This is a genomic window from Amycolatopsis sp. NPDC059021 (assembly GCF_042739895.1).
GTDB lineage: Bacteria > Actinomycetota > Actinomycetes > Mycobacteriales > Pseudonocardiaceae > Amycolatopsis.
In genome coordinates, this window is sequence record NZ_JBHYIQ010000010.1 from 31,040 (window position 1) to 44,164 (window position 13,125).

8 protein-coding genes and 1 pseudogene are annotated in these 13,125 nt (G+C 68.2%); 3 read left to right on the forward strand and 6 right to left on the reverse strand.

Translation table 11 applies throughout. The features are described from left to right. Nucleotides 1-90: 90 nt before the first annotated feature. Both ACFWX1_RS08005 and ACFWX1_RS08010 read right to left on the reverse strand, forming a co-directional pair. On the reverse strand, nucleotides 91-978 hold the full coding sequence (locus tag ACFWX1_RS08005) for a C1 family peptidase (RefSeq protein ID WP_378385047.1): 888 nt from the start codon (nucleotides 976-978) through the stop codon (nucleotides 91-93). Between the two features lie 244 nt (nucleotides 979-1,222). Continuing rightward, nucleotides 1,223-2,701: a bifunctional phosphatase PAP2/diacylglycerol kinase family protein gene (locus ACFWX1_RS08010; protein WP_378385049.1), complete on the reverse strand. Its 1,479-nt coding sequence runs from the start codon at nucleotides 2,699-2,701 to the stop codon at nucleotides 1,223-1,225. A 193-nt stretch (nucleotides 2,702-2,894) separates the two neighbouring features. On the opposite strand from ACFWX1_RS08010, the gene ACFWX1_RS08015 reads away from it, so the two are divergent. Next, nucleotides 2,895-4,769, forward strand: a complete 1,875-nt coding sequence (locus tag ACFWX1_RS08015) for a gamma-glutamyltransferase family protein (RefSeq protein ID WP_378385051.1) — start codon at nucleotides 2,895-2,897, stop codon at nucleotides 4,767-4,769. A gap of 19 nt (nucleotides 4,770-4,788) precedes the next feature. Beyond that, the gene (locus ACFWX1_RS08020; RefSeq protein WP_378385053.1) at nucleotides 4,789-5,829 is read left to right on the forward strand and encodes a hypothetical protein; all 1,041 of its coding nucleotides are present in this window, start codon (nucleotides 4,789-4,791) and stop codon (nucleotides 5,827-5,829) included. An 84-nt stretch (nucleotides 5,830-5,913) separates the two neighbouring features. On the opposite strand, the gene ACFWX1_RS08025 is transcribed toward ACFWX1_RS08020, so the two are convergent. The 4 genes and pseudogenes from ACFWX1_RS08025 to ACFWX1_RS08040 form a co-directional block, all read right to left on the reverse strand. Next, nucleotides 5,914-6,975 carry a hypothetical protein gene (locus ACFWX1_RS08025; protein WP_378385055.1) on the reverse strand — a complete coding sequence of 354 codons (1,062 nt, stop codon included), beginning with the start codon at nucleotides 6,973-6,975 and terminating at the stop codon, nucleotides 5,914-5,916. A gap of 691 nt (nucleotides 6,976-7,666) precedes the next feature. After that, a pseudogene (locus tag ACFWX1_RS08030) lies at nucleotides 7,667-8,437 on the reverse strand (IS5/IS1182 family transposase); the annotation flags it as partial. 133 nt (nucleotides 8,438-8,570) lie between these two features. Further along, entirely contained in the window at nucleotides 8,571-9,830 is a 1,260-nt protein-coding gene (locus tag ACFWX1_RS08035) for a DUF222 domain-containing protein (RefSeq protein ID WP_378385057.1), read from the reverse strand. Between the two features lie 840 nt (nucleotides 9,831-10,670). Then, nucleotides 10,671-11,762 (reverse strand): hypothetical protein, encoded by a 1,092-nt coding sequence (locus ACFWX1_RS08040; RefSeq protein ID WP_378385059.1) that lies wholly within the window; start codon nucleotides 11,760-11,762, stop codon nucleotides 10,671-10,673. 341 nt (nucleotides 11,763-12,103) lie between these two features. Between ACFWX1_RS08040 and ACFWX1_RS08045 the strand changes: the two genes are divergently transcribed. Then, nucleotides 12,104-13,027 (forward strand): hypothetical protein, encoded by a 924-nt coding sequence (locus ACFWX1_RS08045; protein ID WP_378385061.1) that lies wholly within the window; start codon nucleotides 12,104-12,106, stop codon nucleotides 13,025-13,027. Nucleotides 13,028-13,125 lie beyond the last annotated feature (98 nt).

Consider the following 13,125-nt stretch of genomic DNA (forward strand, 5'->3'; position numbering starts at 1 on the left):
CGATTTTGCTTATCTGTGTCGGCGGGTGACGGCCGCTATCGGGCGGTGCGGCGGCGTTTCGGCGCACTAACCGGCATCCGGGTTGGGCGTTCAGTTCTGGACGAGCTTGCCCATCGCGTGGATTTCGTCCACGTCACCGGTGTTGAAGAATTCCCACGGCACGGTCACGAATCCGTTCGCGCCCCAGCCGCTGCCCCAGCTGTTCTCGATTTTCACGCCCTGCTGGTTGTAGGCGACGATGGTGACTTCGTGGCCGCCGACGACGGGGTCGCTGGACGAGTCGCCGGGCAGGTACGAGTAGTCGCTCGCGGTCGAGCTGTCGAGGTCCATGAAGCTCTGGTGGACGGTGAACCCGATCGGGACAGGCTGGCCCTGCGAGATGGCGTTTTCGATGGCCTGTTTCGCCGCGCTGCCGCTGGTGGGGAGTTCGGTGTAGCCGGACAGCTTGTAGTGCGCGGCATTGGTGCGCTCGGACTGGTCGGGCTGGGTGGTGTAGTCGAAATCGCCCTGCCAGTAGTGGGATTTGGTGTCGATGCCCTGCTTTTGCTCCATGGGAAGGGCGACCGAGGCCCAGGTGCCCTGGTCGTTGCCCTTGGCGATCTGGGAGTAGATGAACATCGGGGCCATCGGCGAACCGGCGATTCCCTGTTCCTTCATGAGCACGCCGTATCCGGTGTAGCCGGTCGCCCAGGTTACGCAGGAGCCGACCTGCCCCTGGTCGCCGGGTGACAACGCGTACTTCGTCAGGTCGTAACTCGCGGGTGGCGCGCCGACGCGCTCGCGGACCGGAAGTGCGGCGGCGTGCGCGGTGAAGGCGTTCGACGCCTTGGCGGCCCTCAGCCCGGCGAGGTCGAGGCCCATACCGTGCTTGGCGTGGTGTTTCGGCGAGTCCACGGCCGCGGAAGCCTGCGTGACGGTCGCCGCCAGTCCGGCCGCGGCGAGCAGGGCGACAATGGCCGACGATTTTCTGATCTGCATTTCGGCTCCTTCTTCGGGCATGCAGAAAAAGAAATAAGGGTGGGGAGTGTGCGCCGGGAGAATCGGCGCGAGTTCAATGTAGAACGGGCGACCCTGGTGCTGTACCTACGAAAGGATGGACCCTGCCGTGTCAGGTCAAAGAGCCGTGAATGGCGCATTCACGGCGCGGTGAACGTCCTCAATGTGCCATTCACGACTTTAGAATGGTCGCGCGGGAATTCCCCTGACCATCCACTTCGGATAGTCAGGGGTGATTGCGGTAGATGGTCAGCGCGCGGGGGCGGGACCGGAACCGGAAGTGGTTGCCCAGCGGGCCGACCTCGCCGTCGGTGGCGATCCTGCGGTTTCCGTCGAGCACACGGACGTCGAGTTCCGCCACGTCCGCTTCCCGGTAGACGTGGCTCGCGGTGAGCGAGTTGGTCAAGGTGGCGAGCAGGAACCGGGCCCGCGAGTAGGGCAGGTCGGCCCGCAGGTACCGGACGTCGAGCAGGCCGGTGTCGAGTGCCGGGCGACGGCTCGGCACGACGCCCTTCGGCGCGTAGGTGCCGTTGCCGACGAAGATCAGCCACACCGCGATCCGTTTGCCGTCGAGCTCGATCCGGAGCGGCTTCGCGTGCCGGAGCGTGCGGACGAGCGCGATCACGCCCGCGGCCCATTTCGGCAGCCGCTCCTGGAGTTTTTCCCGCACCCGCACCATTTCCGGGTATCCGCCGAGGCTGGCGGTGTTGACGAACCACCGGCGGTCGGGGCCGCTGGGCCCGTCGACCTCGACCTCGCCGAGATCGATTCCGACGGCGGACCCGTTTTCGGTGGCTTCGTCGGCGTCGGGCATCGATCGGACGCCGACGTCGCGCGCGAAGTGGTTCAGCGTGCCGGCCGGGATGAGCGCCAGCGGAAGTCCCTGCTCGGCGGCCACGGAGGCCACCGCGGCGACCGTGCCGTCCCCGCCCGCGACACCGAGCGCGCGGACGGTACCGCCCGCCGCCGCGATCGCGGATTCGAGCTGGGTGCGGATGTCGGTGGCCGGGTCGGGGTAGATCAGGGTCGCCTTGGGCCAGGCGTAGCGGACGTCCTCGGTCGGGTCCTGCCCGTCGACCCCGGAGCTCGGGTTGACCAGCGCGAGCATGTCCTCGCCGTCGACCATGAGCGGCGCTTCGGCGTCGTGCGCGGTGCGGGCGGGAACATCGGGGTGCAGCGGCCACCAGTGCCGGGTGGCGAGCCCGGCGGCGACACCGATGAGTGCCCCTGCACCCACGTCGCTCGGCCAGTGCACGCCGGTGTGCACCCGCGAGTACGCGACGGCTGCGGCCAGCGGCGCGATGGCGAGCCCGGCCTTCGGCGATTCCATGGCGACAGCCGTGGTGAACGCGGCGGCGGACGCGGCGTGCCCGGACGGGAACGACGAAGAGGTCGGCCGCTTCGTGAGCCTCCGGTGCACCGGGACCTCCTCGGCGGCAGGCCTGCGGCGGGGGAACAGCAGCTTGCAGACGAGGTTCGCCGATGCGCTGGCACCCGCGATGGCGGCTACTCCGCGCAACGCGCCGCGGCGGGTCGCGCCCTTTCGCGTGGCGAGGACCGCGCCGACCGCCCACCACAGCCTGCCCTTGTTCGCGGCGACGCTGATCGCTGTGAGCACGTCGTCAGCCCTGGTGCGGGGGAGCGCGGCGCTGAGCCGGACGAGTTCGCGATCGGTCTCGCCCACCTGCCGGAGCTGCCTCTTCACGTGGCTGAACACTCTTCGCAATCTAGTCGAGAGCGTGCCGCCGGTCGCCCGGCCCCGTGCCGGAACGCCGGGAGCCGACCGCGTGATTTGTCTGGACAACTCCCCGGCCGTGGTGCCTATGATCCCGGCAGGCTACCGATCTCGGCTCGACGAGGCGGCTTTCCGACGCGCCCGGCGGGGAAAGGAAGGGCTCGTGGACACTCCGGTCAGGCCTTCGCGCCGGGATCTGTTCAAGGCCGGTGGCGCCGCTCTCGCGGTGGCCGCGCTCGGCGAGGGGAGCCCCGCGGCGGCTGCCGAACCGGTGACCGCCACCGGGCCGACGCTCAGCCCGACACCCTTCGGCATACCGACCGCGGCGATCCCCGAACCCGGGGCCGCCATCACCGCCGTGCGCGGGGACCGTCCGGCGGGCTGGGGCGGGCAGACCAGGGCCGAGGTCGTCGCCCGCAACGGCGTCGTCGCCACCAGCCAGCCGGTCGCGGCGCAGGCCGGGCTGCGGATCCTCGCCGAGGGCGGCACGTCCGCCGACGCCGCGGTGGCCACCGCGGCCGTGCTCGGACTGGTCGAAGAGGGCAGCGCGAGTATCGGCGGGGACAGTTTCGCGCTGCACTATTCCGCCGCCGACCGCAGGGTGCACGGCCTCAACTCCAGCGGCTGGGCACCCGCCGCGTGGACCCCGGAGTACTTCCGCGCGCGAGGCCGCACCGCCGCCAACGGCATGCCCTACACGGGAATCGACTCGGCGACCGTGCCCGGCGCGGTCGAGGGCTGGGACCAGCTGCTGAAACGCTTCGGCCGCAAGCGTTTCGACGTCGTGCTGCAGCCGGCGGTCGAGCTGGCCACGCAGGGCTTCGGGCTCACCGAGCGCATCCACCACGACTGGGGCGGCGCGGTCGAGCTGCTGCGTGAGGATCCCGATTCGGCGCGGACGTTCCTGGTCGACGGGAACGCGCCCCCGCTGTACGGGATCTTCCGCAACCCCGACCTCGCTCGTGCGTACCGCGCCCTGCAACGGCAGGGGCAGGATGCCTTCTATCGTGGCGAAATCGCCCGTGCCATCGTCGCGAAGAGCCGCCGCCTCGGCGGCGCGATGACCGTGGACGATCTCGCCGCGTTCCACGCCGAGTGGGTCGAGCCCATCTCCGTGGATTACCACGGCTATCGGATGCATCAGCTGCCACCGGCCAACCAGGGCTTCGCCGCGCTGATCATGCTGAACGTCATCAAGCAGTTCGTCCCGGTGCTCGGCTGCGACCTGGCCAAGCTGGGGCCGCGGTCGCCGCTGTTCTGGCATCTGCTGATCGAGGCCAAGAAGCTCGCCTACGACGATCTCAACCGCTACAACGGTGATCCGCGATTCGTCCCCGTGCCCCTGGACATGCTGCTCTCCGACGCGCACGCCGTCGAGCTGTGCCGCCGGATCGACCCGGCCCGCGCCCACCCGCCCCAGGTGCCCGGCGCGGTCAACTCCGGAACGGTCTACCTGACCACCGCCGACCGCTGGGGCAACATGACGTCGTTCATCTACAGCAACTTCGACACGTTCGGCTCGGGTGTCACGGTTCCCGGATACGGCTTCCCGCTGCAGAACCGCGGCGCGCTGTTCAACCTCGATCCCGCCTCGCCGAACATCGTCGCGCCCCGCAAACGGCCCTTCCACACCCTCATGCCCGCCTTCGTCACCCATGACGGCAGGCCCGTGCTCTCCTTCGGCAACATGGGCGGCAGCGAACAGGCCCAGGCGCAGGCGCTCGAGATGGTCAACATGGTCAACCTCGGCATGAACCCGCAGGCCGCCACCGACGCCGCTCGTTTCCACCACGACCACTTCCACGATCGCCTTGTCCTCGAACGGGAACTGCACGAACTTGTCGGCGCCCCGCTCGCCGCGATGGGCCATCACCTCCTCCCGCCCTCGAGCAGCAGCATGGGCGGCTACCAGGCGATCGCGTTCACCCCGGAGCGGGCGGGCGACTGGCCGGCGCCGACCGGGGCGAACGGACCGGTCAACGGGATCTACCGGGCCGCGTCCGATCACCGCAAGGACGGCGCCGCCGCCGGCTGGTAGCCGGGCGATGTGATCGAATATGTCCGTGATCAGAGGCTGGGCTCAGCGGCGGCAGAAGAAGAAGGCACGGCGGGCGACTCTCCGAGCCCGTCACCATGCGCGGCTCGTGGCGCCGCAAGCGGGCGATGAGCTGGTGTCCGCGTCGGCCGGCCCGTCGGGCGAGGTCATGGCGCTGTGGGCGGCGCCGGAGGACCTGTCGGAACTCACGGTGCGGACGACGGCTCCGGGAGGCGCCACCTTCCCCGAGCCCCGGACGTCCAGGCCCGTGACGGCACGCGTGACCGTGCACACGCCGGACATGGCCATCGCCGCACGGATCACGTCTCTTTCGGTGGCCTACCCCTCCGTGCAGCCGCTGCCCGACGGCCGGGTGCTCGTGGTCGGCTCCCGGTGCCGGCTGCGGCCGGAAGGGCCGGACCGCAACGCGATCGTGTACGACTCCGACGGAGCGGTGGTGTTCGGGGAGACCCTCGGTGACGGCATCCAGCACGTGCAGACCACGCGCCGGGGCGAGACGTGGGTGGGATACTTCGACGAAGGGATCTACGGCAACTTCGGCTGGGGCCATTCGGAAGGCAGGCCTCCGCTGGGGGCGAGTGGGCTGACGCGCTTCTCCACCGCCCTGACCCATGATTGGCGGTTTTCTCTGCCCGGCGACAGCGCGTTGGGGTCGATCGAGGACTGCTACGCACTCAACGTCGACGGCGACACGGCGTGGGCCTGCTACTACGACGACTTTCCGATCGTCCGGGTCCAGAACGACACCGTGACGGGATGGCACAACGACGTCCGCGGCGCCAAGGCTCTCGTGGTCGGCGGCTCTCGCGTCGCGCTGTACGGCGGTTACCGGCCCGACCACGACCGGCTGGTGGCCGGCGTCCTGGACGGCGACCGGTTCCGGGTGACCGGCGAGTACCGGCTGGTCCAGCCGAACGGGCGGCCTTTGCCCAGGACGGCATACGCGGTCGGCCGGGGCCCTGAGCTGAATGTCCTCGTCGACGACGTGTGGTTGCGGCTGAACATCGACGACATACCCGCCGGCTCGTCGCGAAACCGTTGAAAGTCGGGTGTGCTTCGGGTGCTGGACCAGCCGCTCGTGCTTGCGGCGCCCTGTGACTTTTCGGAGGACAGCGCAGCGGGGGCGTCAGTGGCCGGGGTACAGCCGATCGGAGGCGTTCGCCATGTGATGGGTCGAGCCGTGCGCGCTCACCCAGTCCCGGACGAGTGCGATGGCCTTGACGCATTCGGGAGTGTCGGCGTAGTCCTTCGCCCCGGTGTTGTCGGCGTAGCCCGCGATGATGCCGTCCACTTTGGCGACACCGAGCAGTTTGTCCACATAGGACTTATCGTGGAAGGTGGTGGTCCAGGCGAACGTCGCACCCAGCTTGCCGGCATCGCGCTCGTCCGCGCCGTGCTTGAGTTCGGTGCAGGTGTTGTAGCCGGCCTCGGTGCAGTCGCCGAAGCCCTTCGCGATGTCCGTGTCCCCGTAGTCCATGACGCGCTGGTGATCGCGTATCCCGCCCTTGCCGTGATCGCGGAAGGTGTCCTCGACGGACTTCACCGTGCCGGTCACCGAGACTCCTTCGAGCGGGCCGAGCCTGCCCAGCAGGCTTTGCCAGCCGCGTCCACCCTTCTCACCGTCGTGGTAGCCATAGAAGCCGTAGAGCACCTGGATACCGGACTGGACCAGTTTCTGCGCCTTGTCGTGCAGCCCCGCCACGCTGCACCCGCGGCTCGGCTGCTCGCCGCAGTAGTCGGGGTCCTTGATGTCCAGCCAGACCATGCGCAGCTTGTGGTCGGGGCCGGACTGCTGGATCGCGCGCTCGATCCAGTCGTCCATGTTCGGGCCTTCGCGTGTCCCGCCTTTGTCGGGGCAGTCGTGGTGCGCGCGCCATTCGTTCGGGTCCCACCACGCGCAGACGTCCACTTCGATGCCGTTCGCCCCGTGCTTGATCGCGGCGTTGATCCCGTCGAGGGTGTCCACCCGGTGTGCGATCGCGTACACCGGCTGCTGGTGCGAGGCTTCCACCACGCCGCTCAGCGACTGCGTGCCCGCGGCGCCGTCGGCGGAGGCGTGCAGCACGCTGCCCAGCGGCTGCGGCGCCGCGGTGTCGCTGGCGGAGGCGTGCAGCACGCCTCCGAGAAGCGCGATTCCGGCCAGCCCCGCGGCCGCTCCGATGACAAGTGCTTTCCGCAGAACCTTCATGCGAACACTCCGAATCCGTCTAGAACGCCGGCCGCGGTCGCGACCATGATTTCGACACCAGTGACGCACGATCAGGGACTCAGTTCGCCCGGTCAGCCGAAGTTGCCCGAAGGTAAAGGAACAGATGTCCGAAAGTCTCGGAGTGGAGGCTGGACGAATCACCAGCAGTCCTACCGGGAACCTGGGCGAGGTGCGTCTTCTCGTCGATTGACAGCACCACCCGGCGGATCCAGACACAGGCCGACCACGTCGGCGACCTTCCCCGCGAACTCCGGACGAACTCACGCGGCGGAGCGTGAGATTTGTCCAGAAACCCACCTATACCACCTGAACGCCCGTGGCGGGCACATCCGGACTGTTCACTAGAGCTCGCGGCCCAGCAGGCTCGTCTGCTGAGCAGACTTCATCGGGGTTTCGTTGACTAGCGCCCCGCCTGCTCGCGGAGGTCTCATTGAGTTTGACTGGGCCCGGCGGCGTTCGTCTTCGCACAGCATTGCCGATACCAGCACCAACGAGTCGTGGCCGCCGCGATAGGACGTGTCGATGCCCGGACGGGAGACAGCGGGCGCTCCGCCACGTTCCCGCCCCGATCGATGCCCGCTCGGCGATTCCGTTGCAGCACAACCACAACCTGCCCAACCTCAGCTGACAGTAGCAACAGGATGAAAAACCCATTGAGGTCTTCTCGGTGGCGGTTGTGGTGTTCGGGGTGGGTGAGGACGAGTGCGGCTTGGGTGATGATGCCGATGTGTTTGGGGTAGAGGGTGATGTGGGTGAGGGTTTCCGGCGGGTTTTGAGGGTGGAGATGGCGCGTTCGCTGAGGGCGCGTAGGCGGGTGTGGTGCAGGTTGTCGGTGTGCGGGGGTGGTTGGCCTTGTCGGCCGGGGTTTCAGGCCGTGGCGGGCGGTGGCGCAGAGTGGGCCGGTGCTGTTGAGGTGGCGGGCGGCGCCGAGGTTGTTGCGGGAGCCGGGCACGACGTCGGAGACCCAGAGCGGGAACCCGTCGGGGGTGGTCAGGAATGGGAGGTTGCCGCCGAAGGCGCGGTGTTTGCCGGAGTACCACAGGTGCACGGTCTGGCCGCGGTTTTTCCTGTGGTTTTGGTGGTGGTGGCCGTGACGCGGTCGGTGTGGATGAGGGTGGCGTCCAGGATCACGTGCGTGTCGCCCCGGGGTGTGACGGTCGGCGAGGACTTGGTGCAGGTCGGGGGCGTGGGCTGCTAGGGCGGTGATGCCTTCGTGCTGGTAGCGGTAGGCGGTGGCGATGCTGATCTTGTGGTCGGTGGCGAGCCGGTGTCCGGGGATGGTGTCGCGGAACCAGCGCAGTACCAGCACCGCCTGCCGGAACGGGGTCAAGACCCGCCGCGGGCGGCGGGTCTTGCGGCGACGGCGTTCGGTACGTAGTACACCGGCCACGAACAGGGTCAGCTCGTGCGCCACATCGAGGGTGGCATTAGGGGTGCTCACGTGGGGCCCTCTGGATCCTCGGACTTGATCTTCGCAAATCCAGTCCCACCAGGGGCCCCACGCCTCACCCCAGCACAACACACCCCACCATCCCCACTGAGAAAATCCCAAGGGGGGGGGCTGGGAAAGCTACCTATGCGGTGATGGGTAGGTGGAGGATGTTGCGTCTGGGGGTGCGTAACGGATCCACGTAATCTGGCGGAATGAACTCCGGGAGCCCGTCCTCGGCGATCCGGACCGACCAATCGGCTTTGTGCAGCAGCCGGTGATGCGTACTGCAGAGCAGCACGAGATTCCGGAGGATGGTGAGTCCGCCGTTCATCCACGCGAGCACGTGGTGGGCGTCGCAATGCCGGGGCTTGCGATGACAGCCCGGGAAAGCGCAGCCGCCGTCCCGGATGATCAACGCTTTGCGTAGCGCGGGAGTGACGAGGCGTTTGGCTCTGCCGAGGTCGAGCGGTTCGCCCTTGGTGCCGAGGACGGCGGGGATGATCTGGCTGTCGCAGGCGAGCATCCGGGCTTCGGTGGCGGAGATCTGCGAGACCATGTCCAGGCAGGCGGTGCCCAGCTTCGACTTCAAGTCTTCCAGTGTCACTGTCACGAGGAGTTGGGCGCGGTCGCCGCCGGGCACGTCCGGCACGTTGGCGAGCATCGCGACAGCCTCACCGAAAGCTTCCCCGTACCGCTGCGACGGGGACCGCAGGTCCGGCCACTTGTCCTCCCCGGCAGGCCGGGGTGTGGCCAGCGGATCGAGGAGGGTGCTCAGCCGGGTTCCGGTGATGGGGTCGAGCTGTCCGTCGATGTCGAACCAGCCGTCTTTCCGCTGCCGCACCCGCAACTCCGGCTTCCGCTCCGGCGGATCCGGATCCTTCGGCTCTTCCCCGTCCTGATCCATCCGCGCCAGCAACTCATCAGCAGCCTTCACCACCTCTTGAGGCGACGCGTGACGAGCCAGCTCCACCAGAATCTTCTCGGCCTTGCTTCTGTCCTCATCGGACACAAAGCTCGGCACCTTCTTCAGGAACCGGAGGATCTTCTCGCTGTGATGCGGACCGATCTCACCGTCGAGCGCGGCGGCGCCGGTTGCGGGCGCCACCGCGGGGAGTTCGGTACCGTCGATGTTACGGCCGGGATTCAACCCGTGGGCACGATCGAGATACTTTTTGGCGTCACCACGCGACATCCGTCCCATGTGCGCAAACCACGCCGCGGTGGATCCATAACCGTACAGTTTGGACACACCACGAGAGTCGATCTCCGCGAGGTACTGACCAAGCTCGGCGTCCAGGCGCCACATGACCTCCAGTCGCGTACGCACCTCGTCGGCGAGTTCACGACCGGATCGCCGCCACAGCTCCTGCGGCGGTTCCAGAGTGGACAGATTCTCGGACACGTCACCATCATACCGCGTCGGATAGAACATGTGTTCGACACGATCGAGTGAAACTCGGCGTGTGTAAACCGACGCGCAACTGTGACTGACCGCTGTTTCTGTTGTGTGTCAGAGCAAGTTGTTGTTGCGGAGAGACACGCTCTTAGGGCGTGATGGTGAACTCGCTCGACTGGCTGTAGATGATGTCGTGTTTGTTCACATCGACCAACTTGACCCGGAAGTGCCTACCTACCGGCCATCCCCCTCGGGGTGGCGGGATGTGGTAAGTATGGTTCGCCCCGGGGCTTCCGCCGTCGACGTGAGGCCAGATGAGGGCGTGATACGGGGGTTGCGCCCTCATCAGGGTCACGGCGAATGCCGGCGCATCGGTGTCGACCCGGTTCCACGTGATGCGACCGGGGGCATGGGATTTCCAGCCCTGGTTCCCGTTGGGAGCCTTGGCTGTATATGCCTGGGCGGCAGGGGCTGTGAGAACGGTGAGCGCGGCCGCCAGGAGCGAGGCACCGAACAGAGCGGCGCGGCCTGGGCGAAGGCTACGAAGCATGCAGACATCTTCCTGAACTCAGACGGATATTCCCCTGCCAATGTCACGCGGACGCGGCGAGTGGGCAAGGCTTTTCACCGCACGGTGGGGTGACCCGGCGATCGGTTTGCCCGCGGCGCCGTCGGCAGAGGCATTCGGTACGCTGCCCAGCGGCTGCGGCGCCGCGGTGTCGTTGGCGGAGGCGTGCGGCACGCCTCCGCCAAGGATGCTGAACAACGCGCTCAGGAAGAAGACCATAAGTGTCCACTGAGGACAGACAGCTGACGCCGCATCGGCCGACCCGTGAACCAAGCCGGTTACGCGGCCGGGGTGAGCAGCACGCCGAAGGTGCGTCCGCCGAATCCTTTCCGTGCGACGCCGACGATCGCACCCTTGTCGTTGACCCCGGTGGCATTGACGATGTGGTACCCCGAGCCGGCCGGGATCAGCGTGTTCAGGTCGGTCGCGACTCCGTTCCGGTAGACGTACGCGCCGCCGTTGGGCAGCGCGCCGACGATCACGCCGCTGTCGTTGATCGCGGTGGCGGTGGCGTTGGCCAGTGTGCTGGTGCCCGGGATGTTCAGGTCGGTCACGGTCCCGCCGGAGAACTTGACCGCGTGCAGCCCAATACCGTCGCCGCTCGGCGTCGTGTTGGAGACGCCCACGGCGACGCCGGCCGAGTTGACGGCGTCGGCTTCGGCGAAGTCGCCACCCGGCAACGTGCCCAGGTTCCGGACCTGGCCGTTCTGCCACGCGGAGGCGGACACCGCGGACGCCGAGATGGCCGAGGAGCCCACCACCAGGCCGGTGTTGTTCACCGCGAGGGCCCTGGCCTGCAGTCCGCCCGGCAGGCTGGGCAGCCGGGTGACCGCGGACCCGCTCACCGTCCAGGCGGTGACCTTGTCGGCCGGGTCCACGGTCCTGCCCGCGATCAGGCCGGTGTCGTTGATTCCCGTGGCCTCCACGTCGAAGAAGGGCTGATCCGGGTCCACCCCCAGGTCGACGCCGGTGGCGCCCGCGGCAGGCCACCGGGTGGCCCGGCGGATGTTCGCGCTGCCCGCCGGGAAGACGTCCCCGGCCACCACGCCGTGGGCGTTGATCGCGTGCGGTGTGGTGAATTGTCGCGTATTGCCCGGGTCGGCCGCCGTTGAAAGGAACACCGGCGTCGTCGTGCCCGCCTTGAGGACGAAGCCTTCCCCGTTCTGAGCTCCGGCTTGCTGACCGACGCCGATGATATCCCCATTGTCGTTGATCCCCGCGTACCGTTGTACCGCGTCCGGGCCGAGGGTCAGCGTGTAGTGCGTCGTGGCCGCCATCGCGGGTGACGTGACGGCCAGACCGCGCCCGCTCACGGACAACGCCACCACGCCTGCCATCGCGAAGCCGATTCCCGCCGTTCTCCCTGACATGCAGCTTCTCCTTGTCACTCGGCCGACACGTGCTTGCTCCCGAGAAGGAGATACGGGACGGGTTACACGCCCATCGGCGGCCGTCACCGCGTCACTCCACAGTGGACCGCTCGTCCGATCGGCCGAACGGCTGGCCTTTCCGGGCAAGAACGGCAGTGAGGTCGGGCAAAGTCGCTGGCAGGGACTGGTCTTCCCGGTGGCGGCGCTGGACGCTCGGTGCGCTCGTGTGACGCAGGACACCAAGGTGAAGCGAGGCGTTCATGAAGGTGGGCAAGCGGAGCTTTACGACAAGGGAGACAGCGTTCGGACACAGACGTCGCGGCCGGGCGGTTCTCACGGCCTTGTGCGCGGTTCTCGGGGCCGGATTCCTCGGTGTCACCCCGGCCACGGCCGCCGGGCAGCGGCCGGTGTATGCCATCGCGCACCGCGTCGACACCTTGGACGGGGTGCGTGCCGCGCTCAAGCACGGCGCCAACGCCGTCGAGATCGACATGTGCTCCTGGTACAACCCGAACGAATGGCGGGCCTATCACGATTGTTCCTCGGCCGGGGAGACCCGTCACGGGCCCAGCGCCGACAGCATCTTCGACCTGATCGTGTCCGAGGCACGCGCGGGACGGCGGCTGTCACTGGTCTGGCTGGACATCAAGGATCCCAACTACTGCGGGGAACAGCCCAACCGCGCGTGCAGTGTCGCCGGCCTGCGGGACAAGGCGCAGAAGCTGACGGCGGCGGGAATCCAGGTGCTGTACGGATTCTACGAGTACCACGGCGGCGCCACCCCGGACGTGGGCGGACGCGGCTGGCAAAGCCTGCAGGGCAGGCTCGGCACGCTCGAGGGCATCACCACCACCGGCTCACTCGCCACGGTGCAGGGCGTTTACGCCAAGCACGGCGCGGGACTGCCGAACGGCCGCCGGGCGATGGACTACGGCGATTCCGACATCAGGAAAGGGTTCGGCAACTGCACGGAGCCCAGCTATTACACCTGTTCGGAGTTGAAGAAGGCTGCTGGATACCGCGACTCCGGCGCCCTCGCGGCGACGTTCTCGTGGACGACCGACTACAACGATCCTTGGTACGTCGACAAACTGCTCGGCGAAGCGGGCGTCAACGGCATCATCGCCGGCTGGGCCAAGGATCAGGTGACCGAGTACAACGACGGCTGGCAGTGCTCCCAGTCCATCGCCGCCATCCGGACGTGGGTGAGCAGGCACAGCGCCACCCATCGCATGGCCACCCCCGGCGACCGGCTGTTCCGGTAGCCGGGCCGGGGGGGGGGGGGGGCCCGCGCGGGGGGGGGGGGGCGCGGGCGGGGGGGGCGCCCGGCGCGGGGGGCGGGGAGGGGGGCGGGCGGGGTGTG